The 24,001-nt window shown below is 73.1% G+C and carries 26 protein-coding genes; 17 read left to right on the top strand and 9 right to left on the bottom strand.

The window, feature by feature from the left end; translation table 11 throughout:
• Nucleotides 1-46: 46 nt before the first annotated feature.
• Entirely contained in the window at nt 47-496 is a 450-nt protein-coding gene (locus GLX30_RS00890; RefSeq protein WP_244257933.1) for a nuclear transport factor 2 family protein, read from the bottom strand.
• Between the two features lie 267 nt (nt 497-763).
• Between GLX30_RS00890 and GLX30_RS00885 the strand changes: the two genes are divergently transcribed.
• The gene (locus GLX30_RS00885) at nt 764-1,759 is read left to right on the top strand and encodes an acyltransferase domain-containing protein (protein ID WP_159682369.1); all 996 of its coding nucleotides are present in this window, start codon (nt 764-766) and stop codon (nt 1,757-1,759) included.
• 100 nt (nt 1,760-1,859) lie between these two features.
• On the opposite strand, the gene GLX30_RS00880 is transcribed toward GLX30_RS00885, so the two are convergent.
• Both GLX30_RS00880 and GLX30_RS00875 read right to left on the bottom strand, forming a co-directional pair.
• Nucleotides 1,860-2,651, bottom strand: coding sequence for an SDR family NAD(P)-dependent oxidoreductase (locus tag GLX30_RS00880; RefSeq protein ID WP_159682368.1), 792 nt, complete (start codon nt 2,649-2,651; stop codon nt 1,860-1,862).
• 354 nt (nt 2,652-3,005) lie between these two features.
• Nucleotides 3,006-3,299, bottom strand: a complete 294-nt coding sequence (locus GLX30_RS00875; protein ID WP_159682366.1) for an antibiotic biosynthesis monooxygenase family protein — start codon at nt 3,297-3,299, stop codon at nt 3,006-3,008.
• A gap of 242 nt (nt 3,300-3,541) precedes the next feature.
• Here GLX30_RS00875 and GLX30_RS00870 point away from each other — a divergent pair, with 242 nt between their 5' ends.
• The 5 genes from GLX30_RS00870 (at nt 3,542) to GLX30_RS00850 (ending at nt 10,143) form a co-directional block, all read left to right on the top strand.
• Nucleotides 3,542-4,558 (top strand): ATP-binding cassette domain-containing protein, encoded by a 1,017-nt coding sequence (locus GLX30_RS00870; RefSeq protein ID WP_159682364.1) that lies wholly within the window; start codon nt 3,542-3,544, stop codon nt 4,556-4,558.
• Nucleotides 4,555-5,412 carry an ABC transporter permease gene (locus GLX30_RS00865; protein ID WP_159682362.1) on the top strand — a complete coding sequence of 286 codons (858 nt, stop codon included), beginning with the start codon at nt 4,555-4,557 and terminating at the stop codon, nt 5,410-5,412. Before GLX30_RS00870 ends, GLX30_RS00865 begins: the two co-directional genes overlap by 4 nt.
• Before the next feature lie 150 nt (nt 5,413-5,562).
• A complete protein-coding gene (locus tag GLX30_RS00860; RefSeq protein WP_208545333.1) occupies nt 5,563-8,373 on the top strand; it encodes a DEAD/DEAH box helicase in 2,811 nt (936 codons plus the stop codon).
• Nucleotides 8,367-9,680: a hypothetical protein gene (locus GLX30_RS00855; protein WP_159694779.1), complete on the top strand. Its 1,314-nt coding sequence runs from the start codon at nt 8,367-8,369 to the stop codon at nt 9,678-9,680. Before GLX30_RS00860 ends, GLX30_RS00855 begins: the two co-directional genes overlap by 7 nt.
• Nucleotides 9,681-9,801: 121 nt before the next feature.
• Nucleotides 9,802-10,143, top strand: a complete 342-nt coding sequence (locus GLX30_RS00850; protein ID WP_159682360.1) for a VOC family protein — start codon at nt 9,802-9,804, stop codon at nt 10,141-10,143.
• A 113-nt stretch (nt 10,144-10,256) separates the two neighbouring features.
• Here GLX30_RS00850 and GLX30_RS00845 read toward each other — a convergent pair whose 3' ends face one another.
• From GLX30_RS00845 to GLX30_RS00835, 3 genes are all read right to left on the bottom strand, one after another.
• On the bottom strand, nt 10,257-10,925 hold the full coding sequence (locus tag GLX30_RS00845; protein ID WP_159682358.1) for a nucleotidyl transferase AbiEii/AbiGii toxin family protein: 669 nt from the start codon (nt 10,923-10,925) through the stop codon (nt 10,257-10,259).
• Nucleotides 10,922-11,287 (bottom strand): hypothetical protein, encoded by a 366-nt coding sequence (locus GLX30_RS00840; RefSeq protein WP_159682356.1) that lies wholly within the window; start codon nt 11,285-11,287, stop codon nt 10,922-10,924. The genes GLX30_RS00845 and GLX30_RS00840 overlap by 4 nt, the downstream gene beginning before the upstream one ends.
• A 381-nt stretch (nt 11,288-11,668) precedes the next feature.
• Nucleotides 11,669-12,400 (bottom strand): alpha/beta hydrolase, encoded by a 732-nt coding sequence (locus GLX30_RS00835; RefSeq protein WP_159682355.1) that lies wholly within the window; start codon nt 12,398-12,400, stop codon nt 11,669-11,671.
• Between the two features lie 203 nt (nt 12,401-12,603).
• On the opposite strand from GLX30_RS00835, the gene GLX30_RS00830 reads away from it, so the two are divergent.
• The 8 genes from GLX30_RS00830 (at nt 12,604) to GLX30_RS00795 (ending at nt 19,364) form a co-directional block, all read left to right on the top strand.
• Nucleotides 12,604-14,094: an AMP-binding protein gene (locus GLX30_RS00830; RefSeq protein WP_159682353.1), complete on the top strand. Its 1,491-nt coding sequence runs from the start codon at nt 12,604-12,606 to the stop codon at nt 14,092-14,094.
• Between the two features lies 1 nt (nt 14,095).
• Nucleotides 14,096-14,365, top strand: coding sequence for a phosphopantetheine-binding protein (locus GLX30_RS00825; protein ID WP_159682351.1), 270 nt, complete (start codon nt 14,096-14,098; stop codon nt 14,363-14,365).
• Nucleotides 14,366-14,367: 2 nt separating this feature from the next.
• Nucleotides 14,368-15,408: a hypothetical protein gene (locus GLX30_RS00820; RefSeq protein ID WP_159682350.1), complete on the top strand. Its 1,041-nt coding sequence runs from the start codon at nt 14,368-14,370 to the stop codon at nt 15,406-15,408.
• Nucleotides 15,401-16,327, top strand: coding sequence for a tryptophan synthase subunit alpha (gene trpA / locus GLX30_RS00815; protein WP_244257932.1), 927 nt, complete (start codon nt 15,401-15,403; stop codon nt 16,325-16,327). Before GLX30_RS00820 ends, trpA begins: the two co-directional genes overlap by 8 nt.
• A gap of 122 nt (nt 16,328-16,449) precedes the next feature.
• Nucleotides 16,450-16,824, top strand: coding sequence for an ectoine synthase (locus GLX30_RS00810; RefSeq protein WP_159682348.1), 375 nt, complete (start codon nt 16,450-16,452; stop codon nt 16,822-16,824).
• A complete protein-coding gene (locus tag GLX30_RS00805) occupies nt 16,824-17,963 on the top strand; it encodes an acyl-CoA dehydrogenase family protein (protein WP_159682347.1) in 1,140 nt (379 codons plus the stop codon). Before GLX30_RS00810 ends, GLX30_RS00805 begins: the two co-directional genes overlap by 1 nt.
• 49 nt (nt 17,964-18,012) lie before the next feature.
• On the top strand, nt 18,013-18,702 hold the full coding sequence (locus GLX30_RS00800) for a transglutaminase-like domain-containing protein (protein WP_159682345.1): 690 nt from the start codon (nt 18,013-18,015) through the stop codon (nt 18,700-18,702).
• Nucleotides 18,702-19,364, top strand: coding sequence for an N-(5'-phosphoribosyl)anthranilate isomerase (locus GLX30_RS00795; RefSeq protein ID WP_159682343.1), 663 nt, complete (start codon nt 18,702-18,704; stop codon nt 19,362-19,364). The genes GLX30_RS00800 and GLX30_RS00795 overlap by 1 nt, the downstream gene beginning before the upstream one ends.
• A 22-nt stretch (nt 19,365-19,386) precedes the next feature.
• Here GLX30_RS00795 and GLX30_RS00790 read toward each other — a convergent pair whose 3' ends face one another.
• Both GLX30_RS00790 and GLX30_RS00785 read right to left on the bottom strand, forming a co-directional pair.
• Nucleotides 19,387-19,647 carry a hypothetical protein gene (locus GLX30_RS00790; RefSeq protein ID WP_159682342.1) on the bottom strand — a complete coding sequence of 87 codons (261 nt, stop codon included), beginning with the start codon at nt 19,645-19,647 and terminating at the stop codon, nt 19,387-19,389.
• A gap of 280 nt (nt 19,648-19,927) precedes the next feature.
• A complete protein-coding gene (locus tag GLX30_RS00785) occupies nt 19,928-20,506 on the bottom strand; it encodes a hypothetical protein (RefSeq protein WP_159682340.1) in 579 nt (192 codons plus the stop codon).
• Between the two features lie 329 nt (nt 20,507-20,835).
• Between GLX30_RS00785 and GLX30_RS00780 the strand changes: the two genes are divergently transcribed.
• Genes GLX30_RS00780 through GLX30_RS00770 form a run of 3 tightly spaced genes read left to right on the top strand, consistent with a single transcriptional unit; the run spans nt 20,836 to nt 23,261 of the window.
• Nucleotides 20,836-21,696 carry an NAD(P)H-binding protein gene (locus tag GLX30_RS00780; protein ID WP_159682338.1) on the top strand — a complete coding sequence of 287 codons (861 nt, stop codon included), beginning with the start codon at nt 20,836-20,838 and terminating at the stop codon, nt 21,694-21,696.
• On the top strand, nt 21,693-22,799 hold the full coding sequence (locus tag GLX30_RS00775; protein ID WP_159682336.1) for a zinc-binding dehydrogenase: 1,107 nt from the start codon (nt 21,693-21,695) through the stop codon (nt 22,797-22,799). The genes GLX30_RS00780 and GLX30_RS00775 overlap by 4 nt, the downstream gene beginning before the upstream one ends.
• A gap of 9 nt (nt 22,800-22,808) precedes the next feature.
• Entirely contained in the window at nt 22,809-23,261 is a 453-nt protein-coding gene (locus tag GLX30_RS00770; RefSeq protein WP_159682334.1) for an ester cyclase, read from the top strand.
• A 67-nt stretch (nt 23,262-23,328) separates the two neighbouring features.
• On the opposite strand, the gene GLX30_RS00765 is transcribed toward GLX30_RS00770, so the two are convergent.
• Nucleotides 23,329-23,985: an HAD family hydrolase gene (locus tag GLX30_RS00765; protein ID WP_208545332.1), complete on the bottom strand. Its 657-nt coding sequence runs from the start codon at nt 23,983-23,985 to the stop codon at nt 23,329-23,331.
• Nucleotides 23,986-24,001 lie beyond the last annotated feature (16 nt).

Raw genomic sequence — 24,001 nt, 5'->3', positions numbered from 1 at the left:
GCGGCCCGCTCCTGCGGGCCGCCTCTCCTCCGTGCCGGATCGCGCCTCAGACCACGTGGTCCGGGCTGACCTTGCGGAACTTCGTTCGCAGTTCACCGTCCTCGTGGACCAGGACGTCGGTGACGAAACAACTCGGACCGACCATCGGCTCCCGCACACCGGGGCGGGTCTGCAGCACCAGCGCGTAGTACTCGGTGCGCAGGGTGCCGTCGTCCTGCGGGAAGACCTGGAGCATGTTGAACCAGTGGCGGCGCTGCACCGGGTCGGCGGCATGAGTGGTCCTCTGGTACTCGCCGATCGCCGCGGCGATCGCCTCCCGGCCCACCAACGGGTCGCCACCGGGGCGGTGGTCGAAGACGCCGTCGGCCGTGAACGAGCCGGCGAACTCCTCGGCCCGCAGGCCGTCCAGGTGACGCACCTGGCCGGCGTAGAACTGCTGCACCTGCGCGTAGATCTCGCTCTGCGACACGACGGCCGCCACGGCTGTGCTGGTCAAGACATCTCCCTGGGTCGCGACATCAGGACATCGAGGAGCGCGCGGCCACGGACCGCACCCCACGCTCCAGTACCCGCGCAGGGCCGGCCCGGCGGGCGCACTGTCGCGGCCCGCCGAGCCTCGCCCCGCGAAGTGGACCCGCCCTGGAGCCGCACTGGTCCGGCCCCCGCCGCCAAGTACCCGTGGACCGGTCCTCGAGCGAACCTCCATACGGGAACGGCACATTGACCGGCACCGACACCGGTGTCGGACGAAGGAGGCCCGCGCATGGACGACACCTTCCGGGACGTCGTGCTGCTGCTGCCCGGCCAAGGCGCGCAGTACCCGCGCATGGGCGCCGGACTCTACGCCGGCGACCCGGTGTTCACCGACGCCGTCGACCGGTGCCTCGCCCTCTTCGACAACGGCGACGAACTGCGCGCCGACTGGCTCGGCGACCACCCGGCCATCGGCATCGACGACGTACGCCGGGCCCAGCCGCTGCTGTTCACCCTGGACTACGCGCTCGGCCGCATGGTCATGTCCTGGGGTGTGCGCCCCGCGGCGCTGCTCGGCCACAGCGTCGGCGAACTCGCCGCCGCGGCCCTGGCCGGCGTGTTCACCCTCGAGGACGCGGTGGCCGTCATGCGCGACCGGGTCACCCGCATCGCCCCCACCCCGCCCGGCGGGCTGCTGACCGTCGCCGGCACCCCCGACGACGTACGCCCCTTCCTCGCCCGGCACCCCACGATCGCCGTCGGCGCGCTCAACGCCCCCCGCCAGACCGTCCTCGCCGGCCTCGCCGGCCCGCTGGACGCCATCGCGGCCGACCTGCGCCACGCCGGGATCACCACCATGCCGGTGGCCGCCCACCACCCGTTCCACAGCCCCGTCCTGGCACCGCTGTTCCATGACCTGACCCTGTACCGGCAGATCACCGCCCACCCACCCCAAGTCCCGTTGTGGTCGGCCTTCACCCGCACCCGGCTGGAGGCTGACACGGTCGCCGACGCGGCCCTGTGGGCGAGCCACCCCGCCGCCCCCGTCCACTTCTGGCCCACCCTCGACAAGCTTCTGTTCACCGGCCGCCACCTGCTGCTGGAGACCGGGCCCGGCAAGAGCCTCACCACCATCGCCCGCCGCCACCCGGCCGTGCGCCTCGGCCACCACACCACCGTCGCGCTCCTGCCCGCCCGCAGCCGCACCCCGGACGACGACCGGCAGCAGACGGCCCGGGCACGCGAACAGCTCCGGGCCGCCACCACGGCCCCCCAGTGGGCCTGAGACCCGCACGACCGCAGGTGCCGGGCGCGCGGCAGGTCTGCCGGAGCCGTCCCCACCTGCGGACGGTGGTTCCCGCGACACCGCCGCCCGGCCCCGACGGTCAGTAGTTGCCCAGACCGCCGCACACGTTGAGCGCCTGCGCGGTCACGGCCGCCGCGTCGTCGCCGACGAGGTACTCGACCATCGCGGCCACCTCCCGCACCTGCACGTAACGGCCGTTGGGCACCCGGGTGGTGATGCGCTCGTACGCCTCCTCCTCGCTCACACCCCACGCGCCCGCGTAGCCGGCGCGGACCCTCTCCGCCATCGGCGTCTCGACGAACCCGGGGCACACCGCGTTGACGGTGATGCCGGTACGTGCCAGCTCCAGGCCGAGCGCCTTGCTGAAGCCCACGACACCGTGCTTCGACGCCGAGTACGGGGCCGCGAGCACCACGCCCTGCTTGCCGCCGGTCGAGGCGATATTGATGATCCTGCCGCGGCCCGCCTCCTGCATCCCGCCCGCCGTCAGGACCTCCTTGGTCACCCGGAAGACACTGGTCAGGTTGGTGGCGATGACGTCGGTCCACAGCTCGTCGGTGATCGTGGCGGTCGGACCGCCGCCGCTACGGCCGGCGTTGTTGACCAGGATCCGTATCGGGCCGTGCTGCTCCACGACCGTGCGCACCAGTTCGCCGATCTGCTCCTGCTCGCGGACGTCGCACACCGAGCCGGTGACCGGCAGGCCCTCCTCCACGAGCTCCTTGACGGTGCTGCTCACCGTCTCCTGGGAACGCCCGCACAGGTGCACCGGGATGCCGGCGGACGCCAGCCTGCGCACGATCTCCAGGCCGATACCGCTGGTGCCGCCCGTCACCAGGGCGATCCGCTGATCCTTGACGGTCTTGCTCATCGTTACTCCTCAGGGTCGTTGGCTGCCCGGCCGGGCCGGGGGACGAAAGGCACAGAGGTGCCGCACGGTTGCGCGGTGGGGGGCACGCCGGCCGCACCCCGGTTCGGGTCCGCGCCTCACAGGCGCCGCCACGGGTGCCGGGCCGGTCGTCAGGGCGACTGTGCCACCGACCGCAAGACAGGGGCCCGGTCATGGACACGCACTCGACGGGACGTCGTCCCCCGTCCGATCCGGCCCCCAGCCGGCCTCGAGCGGTCCCGACGACCTCCCGTTCCCGGCGCCTCGCCCGAAGCAGGCTCGAGAAACGGTCGAGGACCGCTCGGCGCGTGCTCCGGGTGTTCTCGAGAAACCGTCTCAGCGCGCGACCCGCTCCAGCAGCGGCACGTACAGGTTGGGGTCGCTGCTGCTGAGCGTGCGCAGCGTGGTGCGGTGCGCGGCGAACTCGGGGCGGGCCAGGGCCGCGCGGAAGGACTCCTCGTCCTTCCAGTCGGCGATGTTCACGTACAGGTGCGGCTCGTCGACGTGCTGGAGCAGCCGGTGGTTCAGGAACCCGGGCTGGGCGGCGAAGAACGCCGACGTGGCGTCGAAGGCCGTCTCGAACTCCTCGGTGGGGCCGGTGACGTGGAACCGGTTGATGAAAGTGATCACGGTGCTTCCTCTGGTCGGGGGACCTCCTCGCGCCACGGTCCCGCCCCGCGCTAGAGCAGCCGTCGAACCAGGCAGGTCCCCGCCGTCACCGGCCCCCGGGCCCGCCTGCACCCCTCCCGCTTCCGCCTCCCGCTGCCGCCTCCTCGACCGGTCCTCGACCGTTCGCCGAGCAGCGCTCCGGCCCCGCTCAGGGACGGTTCGGGACCCTCGGCCGGATACCCGCTACCCGTAAGGAAGCCGACGTGGATCCGACCAGCACCGCCGTCCTCGCCGAAGGACTGCGCAAACGCTACGGCGACCGGTACGCACTCGACGGATTCGACCTGCGTGTACCCGCCGGCACCGTCCACGGGCTGCTGGGCCCCAACGGTGCGGGCAAGACCACCTCGGTCGGCATCCTGTCGACCCTGCTGAAGGCCGACGGCGGACGCGCCGAGGTGGCCGGCCACGACGTCGCCCGCCGGGCCGCCGAAGTCCGCGCGAGCATCGGCCTGGTGGGCCAGTACGCCGCCGTCGACGAAGTCCTCAGCGGACGGCAGAACCTCGTCATGTTCGGCCGCCTGCACCACCTGTCGCCGGCCGCCGCCCGCCGCCGCGCCGACGAACTCCTCGAGCACTTCCGCCTCGCCGACACCGGCAAGAAGCCGCTGAAGGAGTACTCCGGAGGCATGCGCCGCCGCCTCGACCTGGCGGCCAGCATGGTCCTCGCCCCGCCGGTGCTGTTCCTCGACGAGCCCACCACCGGCCTCGACCCGCGCAGCCGCGGCGAGGTGTGGGAGGCGGTACGCAGCCTCGTCGACACCGGCACCACCGTGCTGCTGACCACCCAGTACCTGGAGGAGGCCGACCAGCTCGCCCACGCCGTCTCCGTCATCGACTCCGGCAAGGTCATCGCCGAGGGCACACCCGACGAGCTCAAGTCCCGCATCGGCGGCGACCGGATCGACGTCGTGGTACGCCGCGCCGACCAGCTCCCCGCCGCCGCGGCGGCGCTGGAGCAGGTGTGCGCCGACCGGCCGGACACCGACCACGACACCCGCCGCATCAGCGCCCGCGTCAAGGACCGCACCAGCGCGCTCGCCGGCATCGTCCGCGCCCTGGACGCGGCCGGCGTGGCGGCCGAGGACATCGCCCTGCGCCGGCCCACCCTCGACGAGGTCTTCCTGCACCTGACCGGCACCGGCACCGGCGCGTCCGACAGCGGCACCGGCGCCTCCGGCAGTACCGGTGACGGCGCCCGCAAGGCGGTGGCGGCATGAGCATCACCGCACCCCGGCCCGTGGGCAGCGCGGTCCTCACCCCGGTCATCGCCCGCACCCCGCTGGCCCGGCTCCGCTGGGCGGCCGCCGACGGCTGGACCGTCACCCTGCGCGGCCTGACCCACTGGGTCCGCGAACCGGGCACCCTGATCGGGTCGCTGGCCTTCCCCGTCATGATGGTGCTGATGTTCGGGTACTTCTTCGGCGGCGCCATGCAGGTGCCCGGCGGCGGGAACTACCGCGAGTTCCTCGTACCCGGCATGTTCGTCATGACGATGGTCTTCGGCATGGGCGAGACGGTCACCGCCGTCGCCGCCGACAAGAACCGCGGTGTCACCTCCCGCTTCCGCACCATGCCCATGGCCCCCTCCGCCGTGGTCGTCGGACGCGCCGTGACCGACATGCTCTCCTCCCTGCTGGCCCTGGCCGTCCTGTTCGCCACCGGCCTGGCCATCGGCTGGGACGCCCACGGAACCCTCGGCGAAACCACCCTCGCGGTCGGCCTGTTGCTGCTGCTGCGCTTCGCACTGGTGTGGGCCGGCATCTACCTCGGACTGCTGATGAAGGGCCCCGAGGGCATCACCATGGTGCAGACCCTGGAATTCCCGATCGGCTTCCTCACCAGCGCGTTCGTCGCACCCTCCACCATGCCCGGCTGGCTGGGCACGATCGCCGAGTGGAATCCGTTGTCCTCCACGGTGCTGGCGGTACGGGAACTGTTCGGCAACCCGGGATTCGGCGGGGACTCATGGATCGCGCAGCACGCGCTGCTGATGGCCGTGGTGTGGCCCGTCGTCCTGTGCGCCGTCTTCTTCCCGTTGTCGGTGCGCCGCTTCCGCAACCTGACAAGCTGATCACCGGCGCACACGAACGGCGCGGCTACGGCCACGCACGACGCAGCACGAGCACGACGCAGCACAGGCAGGACAGCACGAGCACGACGCAGCACGTAGTACGAGCGAGACGCAGGACAAGAGAACAGCACGCAAGAGAGAGCGGGACGCATGGTGTGGTTGGCGCCTGAGCAGGCCGGACTGCTGGCGCGGTGCGCGGTGGTCTTCGAGGCGGGGGACCCGGCGCGCACGGGCCGCCTCGTCTTCTTCCATCCGGACGGCTCCCCGCTGCCGGACACGGCGGCGGGCGAGCCGGGCAAGGCGTCCCTCGTCGTGCCCCACGACGGCGGCGTCGCACTGCGGACACTCCCCGTGCTGCGCCTGCCCCTCGCCCAGGCGCTGCCGGCCCTGATCGAGGCACGCCGCTCCCACGGCCGGGACGGCGCCACCGTGCATCCGGCCGCCGCGTTCTGGGGTGCCGCCGCCGCCCTCGGGCTGCATCTCGCCGCCCGGGAGCGGCTGCTGCCCGGCGTCTCCGCCGGCGGCTACGACACCTGGCGGGCCGGACCGCTCGACCTCGAGGACGTCGTACGGCTGCGGGAGCTCGCCCAGGCCGCCCCCGGCGAGGCCGTCGCCGCCCCCGGCAGCGACGTACAGGCGCTGCTGCGCGCCTTCCTCGACGCCGTCGCCGACACACTGCCGCGCACCGCCGCCGCCCCGGCCGCCACCGGACGGGCCGCGTTCTCGGCCACCGAACCCCAGCACGTCCCCCAACTGCGCGCCTGGGCCGAGGAGATCTCCGCCGGACTCGACTCCGGCGTGCGGGTGTCCCTCCACGTCCACCTCGCCGACACCCCCGACGGCCCGCCCGCCCTCCACCTCGTCCCGCGCGCCCACAGCCTCGCCGACCCCACCCTCGCGCTCGACGCGGGCGAACTGTTCGCCAGCGCCGACCACGCACTCGGCCCCCGCGCCCAGGCCGACACGATCCTCGCGGTGCGCCGCGCGGCCGGCGTGTGGGAGCCGCTGGAACGCCTGCTGCCCGTACCGTCCGCCCTGGTCCTGACCGACCGCGAGACCACCGAACTGATCGGCACCGGCGCGGCCCGTCTGCGCGCCCACGGCATCGACGTCCACTGGCCCGAAGGCGCCGCCCGCTCCCTCACCGCCCGCGCCGTCGTCGGCGCCGGCCGCGTCCCGCCCGCCGACCTGCGCTCCTTCCTCGGCGGCGACGGCACCGTCGACCTGCGCTGGCAGCTCGCCCTCGACGGCGAACCCCTCACCGAGGAGGAGACGGCCCACGTCGCCGACGAGGGCCGCCCCCTCGTCCGGCTCCGCGACCGCTGGACCCTCGTGGGCGCCGACCTCGCACGCAAGGCCCGCGAACGCGACCTCGGACCGCTGACCGCCATCGAGGCCCTCGCCGTCGCCCTCACCGGCCACACCCGCATCGGCACCGAACAGGTCCCCGTCGCCCCCAGCGACTGGCTGCTGGCCCTGCGCGCCCGCCTCGCCGACCCCGACGGCGGCACCGAACCCCTGCGGCAGCCCGACGCACTGGCCGCGACCCTGCGCGACTACCAGCTGCGCGGCCTGCGCTGGCTCGACCGCATGACCTCCCTCGGCCTCGGCGGCTGCCTCGCCGACGACATGGGCCTGGGCAAGACGATCCAGCTCATCGCCCTGCACCTGCTGCGCCAGGAACACGACGACACCCGCGGCCCCACCCTCGTCGTCTGCCCCGCCTCCCTGCTCGGCAACTGGCAGCGCGAGATCGGCAGATTCGCCCCCGGCACCCCGGTGCGCCGCTTCCACGGCACCGGCCGCACCCTCCAAGGCGCCGACGACGGCTTCGTCCTGACCACCTACGGCACCATGCGCCTGGACGCCGAACGGCTCGGCGACCACCGCTGGAGCATGCTCGTCGCCGACGAGGCCCAGCACGTCAAGAACCCGCTCTCCGGCACCGCCAAGGCCCTGCGCCTGATCCCCGCCGACGCGAAGATCGCCCTCACCGGCACCCCCGTCGAGAACAGCCTCTCCGAACTGTGGGCCGTCCTGGACTGGACCACCCCCGGACTGCTGGGCACCCACGGCCACTTCCGCCGCCGCTGGATCGCCCCGATCGACGCCGAACGCGCCGACGCCACCGGCGAGCAGCCCACCGCCCGCAAACTGGCCGGACTCGTCAGGCCGTTCCTGCTGCGCCGCCGCAAGTCCGACCCCGGCATCGCACCCGAACTGCCGCCCAAGACCGAGACCGACCGGCCCGTCGCCCTCACCGCCGAACAGTCCGCGCTCTACCGGGGGCACGCGCAGGACGTCATGGACCGCATCCGCGCCAGCCAGGGCATCGCCCGCAGCGGCCTGGTCCTCAAACTCCTCACCGGCCTCAAACAGATCTGCAACCACCCCGCGCACTTCCTCAAGCAGGACGACACCGCCCTGTCCGGCCGCTCCGGGAAACTCGAACTCCTCGACGAACTCCTCGACACCATCACCGCGGAGGGCGGCGCGGCCCTGGTGTTCACCCAGTACGTCGCCATGGCCAAGCTCCTCGAACGGCACCTGCGCGAACGCGGCATCGGGGCCCAGCTGCTGCACGGCGGCACCCCCGTACCCCGCCGGGAGGAACTCGTCCAGCGCTTCCAGGACGGCGAGGTCCCCGTCTTCCTGCTGTCGTTGAAGGCCGCCGGCACCGGACTCAACCTCACCCGCGCCGACCACGTCGTCCACTACGACCGCTGGTGGAACCCGGCCGTGGAGGCGCAGGCCACCGACCGCGCCTACCGCATCGGCCAGACCAGATCCGTCCAGGTGCACAAAATGATCGCCGAAGGCACCATCGAGGACCGCATCGCCGCCCTGCTCGAGTCGAAGAAGGACCTCGCCGACGCCGTCCTCGGCTCCGGCGAAGGAGCCCTGACGGAACTGACCAACGACGAGCTGGCCAACCTGGTCGAACTGAGGAGCGTCTGTTGAGCGAGCACGAGGCGAGCGGCGCCCGCGGTTTTGCCGCCTTCCCCGCCCGCAAGGGCGGCCGCACCCGCGGCCGGTCCCCGTGGGCCGGCCGGTGGACCGAGGCCCTGGAGGACACCTGGCCGGAGGAGGAGCCCCTGAAGAAGGGCCGCGCCTTCTCCCGCACCGGACGCATCGGCCCCATCACCGTCAGCCCCGGCCGCATCGCCGCCGAGGTCCACGCCGGCGAGGCCGCCCACGCCACCACCCTCACCGTCACGGCATGGGACGACGACGACTGGGACCTGCTGTGGGAACGGTCCGCCGACCGGCCCGACGTCACGGAGGCCCTGCTCGCCGGCGACCTGCCCGAGGACCTCCTCGACGCGGCCGAGGACGCCCGCCTCGGGCTGCTGCCCGGCTACGGCGACCTGGACGCGGACTGCGACTGCGACGCGCTCGACCACCCCTGCCCGCACGCCACGGCGCTCGGCTACCAGTTCTCCTGGCTCCTCGACACGGACCCGTGGCTGCTCCTGCTGGTCCGCGGCCGGGACACCCACGAGGCGCTCGACGAGCTGAAGTCGGTCCTGATGCTGCGGGCGCTGACCGCCACCGACGACGAGGACGAGGACGACGGCGACGGCGACGGCGAGGACGACGGGGGAGAGGAGGCCGCGCAGGAGGACCGGCAGCCACAGGAGGCCTACGAGAGCAACCGCGACGCCTACGCCCGCCCCGCCGCCCCGCTGCCCGCCCTGCCGCCGCTGCCCGAGCCGCTGCCGTCCGCCGCCGAACCGGTCACCGGCATCGAGGCCGACCCGCTGGAGCGCCTCGTCGCCGACGCCGCCGTCCGGGCACGTGAACTGCTCGCCCACATCGCCGGGTTCGGCGAGACGCCGCCCGCCCCGCCGCTCGACGAGTGGCACGACACGGTCCGTATCGCCGCCACCCACCCCGACCCGCGCGTCCCCGCGCGGCTGCGCGAGGCCTGCGGCCGCCCCGACGACCTCGACCGGGCCGCCGAGGCCTGGCGCACCGGCGGGAAGGCCGGCCTGGAGGTCCTCGAACAGCCCTGGACGCCCTCCGAACAGGAGACGGCCCGCGCCCGCACCGCCCTCGCCGCGGGCTGGGACGACGACCTGCCGGCCCTCGACGTCGACGGCAACCACTGGACCCTCACCGGCCGCGGCCTCCAGCTCCGCCAGGGCCGCGACGCCCGCTGGTACCCCTACCGCGACCGGTCCGGCACCTGGTGGCCCGCCGGCCCTCCGGACACGGACCCGGCCGTCGCCCTCAGCGAACTCCTCGACATCCGGCAGGAGGCGTAGCGGCGGCGACGGCGACGCCGTCGCGGTGTCCTGGTCGACACCGCGACGGCCCGCCGGCCGACATCGGCGAGGGCGGCTCTCTCGAGCGCACGGCGCTGAACAAGCGCCCTAGCATGACGGCATGGCCCTGGACCTCTTCGCTGGCATCCCCGTCAGCGACTACGCGGCGGCCCTGCTCCGGTACGAGCGGCTGCTCGGCTCCCCTCCCACGTTCGTCGCGAGCGACACCGAGGCCGTGTGGGAACTGGCGGAACACCGGTCGCTGTTCATCGAGCACCGACCCGCGCACGCCGGCCACGCCCTGCACACGGTCTTCGTGGACGACCTCGACGCCTTCGTCTCCCAGGCGTCCGGCAAGGGACTCGAGCCCACGAAACGGGAGACCTACCCGAACGGCGTGCGCAAGGCCGTGTACCGCGATCCCGACGGAAACGAACTCGACTTCGGCGGCGCCCCGCTTTGACCGCGCCCCGAAACGCGCCCCCCGGCCGCCGAGCGGGCGGGCAGCGGCTACCGCTGAGATCCCGACCATCGTGTCTCCACTCGACAACGGCGCGTCGATCTGCCGGCAGGGGGTCAGCCTTCGTGGCCGTCCTCACCCAGGCGGCGGTCGAGGTCACTCGTCCACTGCTGGGCCCACGCCCTGAGCCGAGCGATCTCATCCTCGGTGAGTCCGTAGGCAGCGAATTCCTCGTCGTCGTACCAGTCGGCGCCGGCGAGACGGTCGCGCAGGTCCTGGAGGCGGAACTCGTCGCGACCGTGCCGCTCGCCCAGCCGCTCGAGGTCGGTGGTGGTGCGGTGGGCGGCTGCGGCTGCGTGGACGTCTACGAGGTCCCGCACCGCGCCGCGGTCGGCCAGTGCCCGGACCTTCGTGCCGATGACATCGTCGAGCGCGAGCACCGGGCCGTACTCGGTGGTGTACGGCGGAGCCCAGAGGTTTTCCTTGAGGACGTCCACCTCGCAGTTCTCACCGCTTTGGGGATCTGCCACCAGCAGGCGTGCGGACAGCGGGTCCACGCTGATCATGCTGACGTGCCAGCCCCGCCGGGTCAGGCCGTGTCGCAGGTCGTCGGCAATTCCGGCCATCGGCGCCGGGCTTTCTGTGGCCACGTCGAGGTCTTGGCTGAGCCGGTCGACCAGTCCGTGTGCCTGGACGGCGTAGCCACCGGTGATGACCAGTGGGTACGGAGCACCGATCGCGAGAACGTCTGCCAGGAGCCGGCGGTGCAGTTCGGTGAGGTTCACGCGGCGGTGGAGGTCCGGCGGGCGAGCTCGGGAAAGGAGTCTTCCCACACATCGCGGATGTGCCTGCTGACCAGGGTGCGCAGCACGGGCCACTGATCGAGCAGCAGGTTCCGGTCCAGCAGGGTGGTGAGATCACCGTGCTGCCCCTCGGCCAGAACGGTGCGGTAGAGGCTCATACGCTGCCGCGGCCGGTCCAGGTCGTATGTGCGAAGCCCGGACCAGGCGACATGCAGCGGGAGCTCGACCCGTCCCGTCACCGGCCCGGCGAGGTCTTCCAGACGTGCCGGCAGCCGGCTCGTGTACCGCCCGCGCAGCACTTCGGCGGCGGATGGTGAGGAACTGGGAGTGGGCTGCGGCACCATGTCCAGCATTATTCCTCGGCGGGGTCGCATCCGACAGCAGAGGGGCGTACAGGGCGTGTGCGCTTCGCCGACGGCGCACGCGAGGCAGGCGAGCAGTTCGGCGAGGAGGACCGGGTCGTGCGTTCCGTCGTAGACCCACGACGATCATGAACTCGATCCCCACCTCGCCCTGCGCGGCGTCGAGCCGGAAGCTGCCGGCTTCGGTCAGTTCCGGCTCCGCGCCGTGCCGAGGTACCACGACTGCGAGGAAGCCAGACGCGAGAAGCTTCAGCCCGCCGGGCGTCATGGTGGTTTTGTGGATGGCAGCCGTGCTCGTGAACCTCCGGCGCGGGCCCTTCCCGTTCCGGCGACGTAGGGATCAGGCGCACGGTTCCGGCGCGTTCAGTCGTCGGCGAGGAGTTGCCGGGCGAACCGGCGGACGGCATCGGTGAAGGCGTCCGGGTCGTCGAAGTTCGCGAGATGGCGTGCCCGCGGGATCAATTCGACGCGGGCGTGCGGATGAGCGCGGGCGAAGTCCGCCTCCCCGGCCCGGAAGACGGTGTCCTTCTCACCGTTGAGGATCAGTACCGGAGCCTTCACATGGCGCATCGCACCGGCGTCGAAGCGTCCCAGGACCTCGTCCCAGGCGGCCGGCAGGGTGTGGAAGGCGTAGCCGGCGCGGATGGTCGCCTCCACCACCTCCGGCGGGTAGAGCCGTCGCAGCAGCCGGTCGTTCCAACGGGTCAGGCGGCCCACCGGTATGCGGGGTACCAGCTTGGCCGCCCAGCGGTACGGCGTTGCCCACGGACCGCGGGTGGAGGCGCTGGCCCCGGCCAGGATCAGACCGCGCACGTGGTGCGGACACCGCCGGGCGAACTCCAGCGAGGCGTATCCGCCGAGTGAGTGCCCGACCACCAGAGCGGGCCCGCGGTCGAGCGCATCCACCGCGGAAGCGATGATCCGCGTCGAACTGCTCAGGCTCCAGGGATCCGCCGCGCGTTCCCCGTGACCGGGCAGGTCGACGGCGGCCACGTCGAATTCGCCGCGGAGGGCGGCGAGTTGCATGCTCCACTGTCCGGCGCTGAATCGCGTTCCGTGCACGAAGACGATCGGCAAGGAATCCGCTGTCGTCATCAGCCCCCCAAGTGACCATGTGATGCGAACGGCGACTGCCGGGACACCGGGGCAGTCCTCTGCAAGGCGCCTCGACGCCCTCCCGAGTCTCTCTCATGTCTCACGTCTCCTGCCTCACGGCTCCGGCGATCCTCCAGCGCGCGAAACCACCATCGAGGCCGACAGGTTTTCGCCAGTGCGAGGAGCGGAAGGGGGCGCGGCCCATGGGCGGCGGCACACTCGTCGAGGAGATCGGGGCGCATGCGCGCCGTGCGCCGCAGGAGACGGCGCTCGTGTGGCACGGCGAGGAGGTCACCTACGGCGACCTGTGGCGGCGCGCCGAGCGGGCCAGGGCCCGTGTCGCGGACACGCCCGGCCGCGGCCCCGTCGGTGTCCCGGCCGCGAAGTCGCCCGGCACGATCGCGCTGGTCCTCGCCTGCATGCTGGAGCGCCGTCCGGTGCTGCTGCCGTCGGCGACGCTCGGCAAGGACGTGACGGAGCAGCTGTTCGAACAGGCCGGCGCCGTCCCCCTGCCCGAGCGGCCGGACGACGACGGGCCGGACGACGACACGCCGTACGGCGACCTTTCGGCCACGCGCGACACGCCCGCCGATCCCGAGGCCCCCGTGCTGCTGCTGACGACCTCCGGGTCGACCGGGCTGCCCAAGATCGTGCCCGTCGCCGGCGGCGCCGTCGACCGTTTCACCGCCTGGGCCGCCGGCGCTTTCGGTATCGGACCCGGCACGAACGTCCTCAACTACGCGCCGCTCAACTTCGATCTGTGTCTGCTCGACGTGTGGACCACCCTCGCGTACGGCGGCCGTGTCGTCCTCGTCGACCCCGACCAGGCCATGAGCGGCCGCCACCTGCTGGAGACGATGGAGCGCCACGACGTCCACGTCGTCCAGGCCGTGCCCATGTTCCACCGCCTGGTCACCGACGCCGCCCGCGAACACGGCACCACCGCGCTGCCCTCCGTACGGCACGCGATGACCACCGGCGACGCCCTGCCCGGCCCGGTCCTGGCCGAGCTGCCGCGCCTGTTCCCGAACGCGCGGCTGCACAACGTCTACGGCTGCACCGAGACCAACGACAGCTTTGTGCACGAAGTGACCGGCGAGCAGGCCGCGGCCGGTGCGGCCCTGCCGCTGGGCCGCCCGCTGCCCGGCGCCGGGGCCCTGGTCGTCACCGACGACGGCACCGTCCTCGAGGGGCCCGGCAGCGGCGAGCTGTGGGTCACCACACCGTTCCAGACCAGCGGTTACCTCGGCGCGGCCGCCGCCCGGCCCGTGTTCGTGCCGCACCCCACCGGCGCCGACGACCGGCGCTGGTACCGCACCGGCGACCTGGTGCACCGCAGCGCCGACGGCACCCTGACCCTCGCCGGCCGCACCGACTTCCAGGTCAAGGTCCGCGGCGTGCGCATCAACGTCCAGGAGGTCGAGCACGTACTGCTCGCCCACCCCGAGGTCACCGAGGCCGCCGTCCTGGCCCTGCCCGACGAGGTGGCCGGCCGGCTGCTGCACGCCGTGGCCCGCCGCACCCCGGGCAGCGGCCTCAACAGCCTGACCCTGCGCGGCCATCTGGCACGCGGTCTGCCGAGGGCCGCGGTCCCCTCGGTCCTGCGCTTCACCGACGAGCCGCTGCCCCGGACCTCCACCGGCAAGGTCGACCGCGACCGTGTCGTGAAGGACCACTTCACCAAGGAGAACTGACATGCCCCACGCCCAGGCCCAGGCCATCAAGGAGTTCATCGTCGAGGAGTTCCTGCCCGACATGCCCGCGCGGGACCTGGCCGACCACGACGACCTGCTGGAGGGCGGCGTCATCGACAGCCTCGGCCTGCTCAAGGTGATCGCCTGGCTGGAGGACCGGTACGACATCAACACCGACGAGGTGGACCTGGACCCCGAGTCCTTCAAGTCGGTGGCGGCCATCGAGGCGTTCATCGCCGACGCCTCCCGCACCCGGGCGGAGGCCGCCTAACCATGCACGACGCCGTCGCCGCCCTGATCGCCCAGGACCGGCCCGTCGACCTTCCCCAGTGGCGCTCGTTCTGGGACAGCCTGCACGACGGCGCGCTGCGCCGGGGCGAGAGCGTGGCCCTGCTCGCGTCCCTGTCCACGCAGATGCCCGGCCGCGCCACCCTGACCGCGCTGCTCGACTCGCTCGCCGAACGCCGCCCGGGACAGGGCACCGGGCGGCCGGTGTTCGAGGGTGCCGTCAACATCGTCGGCACCGGCGGAGGCCCGCGCACCCTCAACATCTCCACCGCGGCCGCGCTGACCGCCGCCGCGATGGGCACCCGCGTCGTCAAGACCGGCTCCCGCGCCTACACCTCCGCTCTCGGCTCCCTCGACCTGCTCGAACGCCTGGGCATCGAGACGGCCTCCTCCTACGAGCAGACCCAGGAGATGCTCGAGCGGTGCGGCATCGCCTTCGCCGGCATGTTCGTCTACCCCGCCGAACTGGGCCTGCTCGCACGCGGCGTGCTGCCCCTCGACGTCCGCCGGCTGGGCCGCTTCGTCAACGCCCTCGGACCGTTCCTCGCCGACATGCCGGTCGACGCCCAGCTCACCGGAGTCTCCGACCCGCGGCTCGTCGCCGGGCTGCGGCACGCGGCCGAGCACACCGCCCGCCGCACCGGCGGATCCGTGTGGCTGGCCACCAACGACACGGGCGCCGACGAACTGGTCGGCTTCGCCCCCAATCTGGTGCGCACCTACGAGGGGGGCGGCGAGGACGAGTTCGTCCTCGACCCCGCCGCGCTCGGCCTCGGCCCCGGCGCCCTGGAGGACCTGCGGCCCGGCGCCGACCCCGTCCGTGACGTCCTGGACCTGCTCGCCGGCCGCGGCCGTCCGGCGGCCGAGGACGCGGTCTGCCTCAACGCGGCCGCCCTCGCCGTCGCCGGCCGTCTCACCGGCGACTGGCACCAGGCCCTGCGCGGCGCCCGCGCGGTCCTGAACGACGGCTCGGCCCTCGCCCTGGTCGACCGGCTGCGACGCGCCACGGAGGTGGCCCATGTCTGACACCCGCCCCGCCCCCGACACCCGCCCCGCGCCCGGGAACGGTGCCGCTCCGGGGAACGGTGCCGCGTCCGCGCCCGGCAGAGGTGCCGCGCCCGGGAACGGCCACGCGTCCGCCCCCGCGCCCCGCCCGGGCGGGTTCTTCACCCGTACCGCACCCGGCCGGCCCGGCCTGGCGCTGTTCCTCAACGCGGGCGACCCGCCGCTGGACCGGCTGCCCGACCTTGCCGCGCTCCTCGACGAGAGCGACATCGACTGCCTCGAACTGGCCGTCCCCTTCCCCGGATCCGTCACGGACGGGCCCGTCATCCGCCGCTCCGCCGACCGGGCCCTGGCCCACGGCACCGACCTCGCCGCCGTCCTCGCCGCCGTCGCCCGCGTCCGGCCCGGCCTGAAGAGGCTGCGCATCGCGCTGCTCGCCGACTTCAGCCACACCGTCAAGGGCACCGCCCCCGGAGACTTCGCCGCCGCCGTACGCGACGCCGGCTGCGACGGGCTGCTGCTGCACGGCGTCCCGCCCAGGCTGCGCGCGGCCCACTACGAGGCCGCCCACGACGCCGGCCTGCCGCTGGTCACCACCTGCTACGCGGTCTCCCGGCCCGACGCGGTCGCCGAGGCGGCGGCGCAGGCCACCGCCTACCTCTACCTGGTCGCGCACTACGGCCGCAGCGGCACCGCCGCGGCCCTCGACCACGACCGGCTGGCGCGGTCCGTCGCCGCCCTGCGCGCCACCGCCACCGCGCCCGTCGCGGTCGGCTTCGGCGTCAGGACCCGCGCCGACACCCTGCTCCTGCAGGACCTCGGCGCGGACGCCGCCGTCGTCGGCAGCGTCGGCGTGGCCCGTGTCGAACAGGCCCTGACCGAAGGCCGCGACCCCGTCGAGGAGTTCGGCTCCTTCGTGCGGGAACTGCGCGGGCCGTGAAAAGAACTACGCGCGCCGCCAAGGCAACCGACAGGCCGTGAGGCGCTGCACGGGCCCTTGAGCTGCCCCCGGCGTCCCGCCGTGCGAAGAGCGGAACCACCCGAACGAAAGGAGACCCCCGCATGATCGTCCGCAAGCTCGAAGAGGTCACCTGCGTCGACTGGGGCAACGGCCTCAGCCGCAGATTCCTCACCCAGGCCGACGGCGTCGGCTACACCGTCACCGACACCATCGTCCGCGCGGGCACCACGTCCCGTCTGGAGTACCGCAACCACCTCGAGAGCTGCTACTGCATCGAGGGCAGCGGAGAGGTGATCGACAGCGACGGCGTCTCGCACCCCATCACCCCCGGCACCCTGTACGCGCTGGACCGGCACGACGCCCACTGGCTGGTGGCGAGCCCGCACGAGGACCTGCGCCTGGTGTGCATGTTCACCCCCGCGCTGCGCGGCGACGAGAGCCACAACCTCGACTCGCCCGAATTCTCCCACTACTGATGGACGACTTCACGAAGGACCAGCAGGCCCTGCGCGACGGCCTGGCGCCCGTGCTCGAAAAGCTCGACGAAGGGCACATCGAGCGCGACGCGGCCGCCGAATTCCCCCGGGAGGCATGGCGGCGACTGGCCGGCACCGGAATCCTCGGACTGCCCTTCGACGAGCGCCACGGCGGCCTCGGCCAGTCACTGACCACCACCATGTACGTCCTGGAGGGCCTGGGGGAGGGCTGCCGTGACGCCGGACTGAACTTCTCCGCCTGCACCCACCTGGTCTCCGTCGGCGTCCCGCTGCAGCGCTTCGGCTCCGACGCCCTCAAGGAGCGCCACCTGCCCGGGATCTGCACCGGCGAGCTGATCGGCGCCCACGCCATCAGCGAACCCGACAGCGGCTCCGACGCGCTGGCCATGCGCACCCGGGCGGTACGCGACGGCGACGCCTACGTCCTGAACGGCAGCAAGTCGTTCGTCAGCAACGGGCCGGTCGCCGACGTGTTCACCGTCTACGCCCGCACCAGCGACCGTCCCGGGCCGCTGAGCATCACCGCGTTCCTCGTCGACCGCGACACCCCGGGCCTGACCCTCGGCCGGCCACTGGCCAAGATGGGCCTGCGCACCTCCCCGCTGTGCGAGCTGTACTTCGACGACTGCCGCGTCCCGGCCGACCGTGTGATCGGCCGGCCCGGCGGCGGGTTCCTCGTCCTGGACCATGTGATGCGCTGGGAGATCCTGTGCTCCTTCGTCATCAACGCCGGCGAGATGCAGCGCCGGGTGGACGCCTGCGTCCGCTACGCGCAGACCCGCAGTCAGTTCGGGCAGCCCATCGGCTCCTACCAGGCCGTCTCCCACAAGATCGTCGACATGGCCACCGGCGTGGAGACCTCCCGCCGCTGGCTGTACGAGACGGCGCGCAGGATGACCGCCGGCGACAACGTCACCCGCGACATCGCCATGGCCAAACTGGTCACCAGCGAGGCCAACGTCGCATCCGCCCTGGCCGCCGTGCAGATCTTCGGCGGCAACGGCTACATGGCCGAGTACGGCATCGAGAGCCAGCTGCGCAACGCGGTCGCCGGAACGATCTACTCCGGCACCTCGGAGACCCAGCGCAACCGCATTGCCGCACTCCTGGGCCTTTGAACCTCACCGAGCGGTCAGTGAACCCACCGACAACGAAGCGGACCCTGCCATGACGACCCGACTGAGCACCGGCGCCCTCGAGGCCACCGAGTTCCTCGACCACGAGACCGAGCAGGTACGCGCCTTCGTCGCCGACGCCGCGGCGCCCGGCGCCACCACCCCCACCGAGCAGGCCGTCGCCCTCTACTACGCGGTCCGCGACACCGTCCGCTACGAGGTCTACGGCGCCGACCTGACCCGCCAGGGGCTGCGCGCCAGCACCGTCGCGGCCGGCCGCTCCGGCATGTGCCTGCACAAGTCGGTCCTCTACGCGGCCGGCCTGCGCTCCCTGGGCATCCCCGCCCGCCTCGTCCTGACCGACGTGCGCAACCACCTCGCCTCACCGAAACTGATCAGTCTGCTCGGCGGCGACGTGTTCCACCAGCACTGCCTGACCTCGGTACGCCTCGAAGGCCAATGGGTGCGCGCCACACCGGTGTTCAACAAGAACCTGTGCCGGCTGTACCGGATGGCGCCCCTGGACTTCGACGGCACCGCCGACAGCCTGCACCACCCCTTCGACCTGAAGGGCCGCCGCCAGATGGAGTTCCTGCGCTTCCACGGCGAGTTCGACGACCTGCCCTACGAGACCGTCCTGGCCGACCTGCGGGCCGCGCACCCCGGCCTGTTCGGCGGCGCCGGCGACCGCTTCACGGCCGGCTCCCTGGAGCACGACGCCGGCCGGACGGCGGCCGCCTGATGCTGGTCAAGATCTGCGGCGCCACCACCACGGCCGAGGTCGACGCCGTCGCCGCCTCCGGCGCCGACCTGATCGGCCTGTGGCACCACGTGCCGGGCGGCCACGCCGACCTGACGCTCGATCAGCTCACCGTACTGTCCGCCCGGGCCCGCGGCGCGGGCCCGGCGCCCGTCCTGGTCACCTTCTCCGCCGACACCCGCGCCCTGTCGACGGCCGTGCGGGCGGCCGGGGCCGGGTGGGTCCAACTGCACGGCTTCCAGCCCCCCGGCGTGCTGCGCGCCCTGCGCGCGCAGTGCCCCGACGGCCTGAAGATCGCCAAAGTGCTGCACGTGCGCGACGACACCTGCCTGGAGGGCCGGCTCACCGGCGCCTACGAGCGTGCCGGCGCCGACTGCTTCCTGTTCGACGCCGTCACGGGCGACGGCCGGATCGGCTCCACCGCCCAGCGCCTGGACGACACCACGGTCACGAAGCTGGCGGACGCCACGACCCTGCCGTTCCTCCTCGCCGGCGGCCTCGGCCCCGCCAACCAGGGCGACTTCCCCGCCACCCGGGCCCATCCCCGCTTCCTCGGCATCGACGTCGACTCCGCCGCCCGCGGCGACGACGGCCTGCTGAACGCCTCCCGCGCCCAGGCCGTCACCCGCGCCTGGCGCGCCTGAACCACCGCGCGCCCGCGGCGGCTCACCCGCCCGTGACCAGCGTCGCGATGTCGTGCGGTGCGCCGTCCGGGCCGCCGTTGAGGCGAGCAGCGATCGTGCGACCCCGGCCCGCTGCCGCCCCGCCCCGGACCCGCCCGAACCCCGCCCGAACCCCGGCCGCCCCGGCCGCCTCCTGCGCCGCACGGTGCACGAGACCTGGCGCGGCAACCAGGCCGTGCTCGGGGAACCGCCGCTGCGCCGGCTGCTGGTCCTGCAGTGGAATGCCGACCGCGTTCGTCGTCATGCGGAGGGCCCTCGCCGGCCCTTACGCCCGCGAACTGGGCTCCGGCCCCGCCGCGGTCGGCCTGCTCCCGGCCCGCCTCGGCACCGGACGGATGCGGGCGGAGAGCCTCCGACCGGCCGCGCCGGCCCTTCGGAAGCCGGATCCCGGCGCGACGCCACGACTTGCGGTCCGTGGATCCGCGGCCTGCGACCCCGCCGGACGGCCTGGCACCACGCGAGCGCCCCGTTGCCGGTTCCTCTCCGGCTCCGGGGCGCTGCACCTCGTGCGGCTCTGCGGACCGTCAGGAACGCCCGCCGCGCGGCGCGCTGCGCCGGCCGCGGGACGTGCGGCCCCACGGCTTGTAGACGGACACCACCGCGGCGACCGTCAGCAGCGCGAACAGCACCGGCACGCTCCACAGCAGGAAGTCCGCCGGCCAACCCGGCTTCGGCGGCGCGCCGCCCGCCGTCGCGGTGTTCTCGGTGGCCTGCATGACGATCGGGTGGATCACGAACCACGCGAAGATCGTCATGAACAGGGTGATCACCCACTTGACGATGATCCACCAGTGCAGCAGCAGGCCCCACTTGGTGCCGCAGGACAGCAGAATGCCGGACAGCGCGGCGGTGATGCTGAACACCGTGACGCAGGTGTCGTCGAAGACGTACATCGCGTAGTAGACGCCCTTGGCGACCGCGGCGTCCTCGGTGGTGTACCCCATGACGGCCAGCACGGCCATCGCCAGGGACAGACCCACCCACCCCACCGAGGTCACGACATGGACGGCGAGCGTCAGCCTGCGCGCCCTGCGGGAGAGTTCGAACTTCTTCTTGGTCCTGCCCCGCGTGGTGGGGGACTGGCTTACGGCGGTGGCGGACAAAGCGGCGACCTTTCGTGGGGGACGAGGGGAACGAGGGGGACGGAAAAGCGGCCCGACCAGGCGGTCGACAGCCCCGCGAAAGCCCCGCGGCCACCCGACGGCCGGCCGTACCCGGGCGTGCCCGGGCACGCAGGCGAGGCCCTCCGCCGGGAGCATCCCCTCCGCCGCTCGAGAACGGCTCGAGCGGCCCCTCCCGCCGCTCCTCGCCCCTCCCCGCCCGGGTCGCGTTCCAGCCAGTCTCCGGGGGCCCTCCAGCCGGGCTGTTCAGCCTTGCACCACCAAGGTCCGAGGAGTCTCGGGGAAGCCGGGACCGACAGGGTGGAGCAGGCGTGACAGTTCTGGTGACAGGAGCGACAGGATCCGTCGGCCGGCATGTGGTCGACCACCTCGTGGCGGCGGGAGCGCAGGTGCGGGCCCTGACCCGCACCCCGGCAACAGCCGGGCTCCCCGACGGCGTCGAGCTGTTCGAGGGCGACCTCGAGCAGCCGCAGACGCTGCGGGCCGCCCTGAGCGGCGTGGAGCGCCTCTACCTCTTCCCGGTCCCCGGGACCGCGCGGGAGGTCGTCGCCCTCGCCAAGGAGGCCGGAGTGCGCCGCATCGTGGTGCTCTCCTCCTCGTCCGTGCTCGACACCTCCGGCGACAACCACAGCGGTGAGCACCACCGGACCGTGGAGCGCGCCGTCGAGGAGTCCGGCCTCGAGTGGACCTTCGTCCGCCCGGACGAGTTCGCCACCAACCTGCTGTGGAAGTGGGGCCACTCCATCCGCACCGAGGGTGTCGTGCGCACCCCCTACGGCGGCGCGCCGCGCGTCCTGATCCACGAGGCCGACGTCGCCGCGGTGGCCGCCACCGCGCTCCTCGAGGACGGTCACACCGGGCAGGCGTACGTCCTGACCGGCCCGCAGGCCATCACCCAGGTCGACCAGGTGAAGGCGATCGCCGACGCCATCGGCACCGAGGTCGCCTTCGAGGAGATCACTCCCGACCAGGCGCGCGAGCAGATGGGCCACTTCATGCCGCCGCCGGTCGTCGAGATGATCCTCGGCTACCTCTCCGACGCCATGGACAACCCGCCCGTGCCGCTGGACACCGTCGAGCGGATCACCGGCCGCCCGGCCCTCACCTTCGCCCGGTGGGCCGCCGACCACGCCGCCGACTTCGCCCCCCAGCGCGAGACGGTGGCGGCGTGAGCGTCGACACCGGAACAGCCGCCGCCCACCCCGGGGCCACCCCCGGCGCACCCGCCGCGGCCGCCACCGGCGGCCAGGCGGCCAACGCCCACGTGCAACTCACCGGCAGCGGCCGCCCCGAGGACCACATCGTCGCCGGTCACGGGACACGGCCCACCGCCGGCCGCGGCAAGGTCGTCGTCCGCGTCGAGGCCGCCGGCGTGTCCTTCGCCGAGGTGCAGATGCTCCAGCACCTGCACCCCTTCCCGCCCAAGTTCCCCTTCGTGCCCGGCTACGACCTGGTGGGCCACGTCGTGGAGACCGGCGAGGGCGTCACCGGCTGGAACACCGGCGACCGCGTCGCCGCGATGCCCCGCCACGGCGCCTGGCAGCAGTACGTCGAGGTGCCCGCCGCGGCGCTCGCCGCGGTGCCCGAGCACCTCGACGCGGCCGTCGCCGTCTCCCTGATCACCAACGGCGTCACGGCCTACCAGATGCTGCACCGGCAGACCCGGCTCGCCGCCGGCTCCACCGTGCTCGTGCACGGCGCCAGCGGCGGCGTCGGTACCCTGCTCACCCAGCTCGCCGTCCACGCGCAGCTGCGCGTCATCGGCACCGCCTCACCCGCCAAGCACGACGCGGTGCGCGCACTGGGTGCCGAGCCCCTCGACTACCGCACCCCCGATCTGCCTGCCGCGGTACGGGAGTTGGCACCCGGCGGCGTCGACGCCGTCTTCGACCACATCGGCGGCCGCGGCCTGGATGCCGGCTGGGCCGTGCTCGCCGACGGCGGCACCCTCGTCTCCTTCGACTCCTCCGTGGCCGGCTACCGGCCCGGCCAGTGGTTCAGGCCGCACGTGCCCGCACTGCGCCGCACCGCCGCCCGCTGGATCGCGGCCAAGCTCCGTCTCACCCGCGGCCGCCGCCAGAGCATGTACTACGTCAAGCCCGGCGACGACTTCCGGGACGACCTCGCCGCCCTGTACCGGCTGGTCGACGAGGGCGTCCTGCGCCCCGAGATCGCCGGCCGCCACCCGCTGACCGAGGCCCCGGCCGCGGTCCGCGCCCTGCTGGACGGCGCCACCGTCGGCAAGCACGTCCTGATCCCCCTGAATCCCCGGTAAGGACCGAACATGACCGCAACACTCGCCGAGCAGTCCACCCTCAGCATCCAGGAGCGCAACAAGCAGATCGCGCTCGACTGCGCCGCCGCCTGGAACCGCTGGGACCTGGACGGCATCTTCACGCACTGGTCGCCGGACATCGAGCACTTCTCCGAGGACCGCCCGGTCGACTCCGAGATGATGAAGGCCGCGATGCGCGGCGGCCTCGCCGCCTTCCCCGACCTGCACCTGGACGTCAAGAGCGCCGTCTCCGAAGGCGACCGCGTCATCCTGCGGATCACCGTGACCGCCACCCACCTCGGCGACTTCATGGGCAAGGCCGCGACCGGCAAGAAGGTCACCTGGTTCATGCTCGAGGAGCTGCGCTTCGACGACGCCGGGAAGATCATCGAGCACTACGACGTCTTCAACTACCTGCCGATGCTCAAGGAACTGGGCTTCGTCGCCGCCGACGTCCTCTGACCTCCCGGCACCCCGCGACCAGGGCCCGGACCGCCGACGCGGCCCGGGCCCTGGTCCGTGTCCCGGCTCAGCCGGCCGCCGTCAGCAGCCCGGGAAGATCACGCATGTCGTCGAACACGACGGTGCCCGGCCCCGCCAGCCGGGAGGCCGGGGTCAGCCCGCCGCAGTAGCCGAAGGCCCGCATCCCGGCCGCCCGCGCCGCCTCGACCCCGTACGCGCTGTCCTCGACCACCGCACACGCCCGGGGCTCCACACCCATGGAGCGGGCGGCGTGCAGGAACAGGTCGGGCGCGGGCTTGCCCCGGGGAACGTCCGCCGCGCTGAAGACGCGCCCCTCGAAACGGTCGGACAGCGCGACGATGTCCAGACTGCGCCTGATGCCGGCGTGATCACCGTTCGAGGCCACGCACACGGCCGCGGTGAGACCGTCCAGCGCGTCCATGACGCCGTCGACCGCCGTCAACCCGGTCGCGAAGGCCGCCTCGTACAGGTGCTCGTACTTGTTCTGCCAGTCCTTCTCCAGGCGCCGTCCCAGACGCTCCTCCACGGCCGCGGTGTACACCTCGGTGGACGAGCCCACGAACCGCTCGATGATCTCGGCCTCGGTGAACGCGCAGCCCAGATCGGCCATGATCACCGCATCGACCTGGACGCATATCCTCTCGCTGTCCACCAGCACGCCGTCACAGTCGAATATCACCAGCTCGATGCCGCTCCCCGTCATGAGCGGCAGCCTACGG

The sequence above is a fragment of the Streptomyces sp. Tu 2975 genome, from assembly GCF_009832925.1.
Classification (GTDB): Bacteria; Actinomycetota; Actinomycetes; order Streptomycetales; family Streptomycetaceae; genus Streptomyces.
Note: the sequence above shows the minus strand (reverse complement) of the source record. Positions and strands in the feature narration are given on the sequence as shown.

Bases quoted from the DNA above. Each gene is read 5' to 3' on its own strand.
- GLX30_RS00820 (WP_159682350.1), top strand. From the start codon at position 14,368: ATGCACGACGCCGTCGCCGCCCTGATCGCCCAGGACCGGCCCGTCGAC.
- GLX30_RS00790 (WP_159682342.1), bottom strand. From the start codon at position 19,647: ATGACGACGAACGCGGTCGGCATTCCACTGCAGGACCAGCAGCCGGCG.
- GLX30_RS00865 (WP_159682362.1), top strand. From the start codon at position 4,555: ATGAGCATCACCGCACCCCGGCCCGTGGGCAGCGCGGTCCTCACCCCG.
- GLX30_RS00805 (WP_159682347.1), top strand. From the start codon at position 16,824: ATGGACGACTTCACGAAGGACCAGCAGGCCCTGCGCGACGGCCTGGCG.
- GLX30_RS00850 (WP_159682360.1), top strand. From the start codon at position 9,802: ATGGCCCTGGACCTCTTCGCTGGCATCCCCGTCAGCGACTACGCGGCG.
- GLX30_RS00830 (WP_159682353.1), top strand. From the start codon at position 12,604: ATGGGCGGCGGCACACTCGTCGAGGAGATCGGGGCGCATGCGCGCCGT.
- GLX30_RS00795 (WP_159682343.1), top strand. From the start codon at position 18,702: ATGCTGGTCAAGATCTGCGGCGCCACCACCACGGCCGAGGTCGACGCC.
- GLX30_RS00835 (WP_159682355.1), bottom strand. From the start codon at position 12,400: ATGACGACAGCGGATTCCTTGCCGATCGTCTTCGTGCACGGAACGCGA.
- GLX30_RS00860 (WP_208545333.1), top strand. From the start codon at position 5,563: ATGGTGTGGTTGGCGCCTGAGCAGGCCGGACTGCTGGCGCGGTGCGCG.
- GLX30_RS00770 (WP_159682334.1), top strand. From the start codon at position 22,809: ATGACCGCAACACTCGCCGAGCAGTCCACCCTCAGCATCCAGGAGCGC.
- GLX30_RS00825 (WP_159682351.1), top strand. From the start codon at position 14,096: ATGCCCCACGCCCAGGCCCAGGCCATCAAGGAGTTCATCGTCGAGGAG.
- GLX30_RS00765 (WP_208545332.1), bottom strand. From the start codon at position 23,985: ATGACGGGGAGCGGCATCGAGCTGGTGATATTCGACTGTGACGGCGTG.
- trpA (WP_244257932.1), top strand. From the start codon at position 15,401: ATGTCTGACACCCGCCCCGCCCCCGACACCCGCCCCGCGCCCGGGAAC.
- GLX30_RS00885 (WP_159682369.1), top strand. From the start codon at position 764: ATGGACGACACCTTCCGGGACGTCGTGCTGCTGCTGCCCGGCCAAGGC.
- GLX30_RS00880 (WP_159682368.1), bottom strand. From the start codon at position 2,651: ATGAGCAAGACCGTCAAGGATCAGCGGATCGCCCTGGTGACGGGCGGC.
- GLX30_RS00810 (WP_159682348.1), top strand. From the start codon at position 16,450: ATGATCGTCCGCAAGCTCGAAGAGGTCACCTGCGTCGACTGGGGCAAC.
- GLX30_RS00800 (WP_159682345.1), top strand. From the start codon at position 18,013: ATGACGACCCGACTGAGCACCGGCGCCCTCGAGGCCACCGAGTTCCTC.
- GLX30_RS00840 (WP_159682356.1), bottom strand. From the start codon at position 11,287: ATGGTGCCGCAGCCCACTCCCAGTTCCTCACCATCCGCCGCCGAAGTG.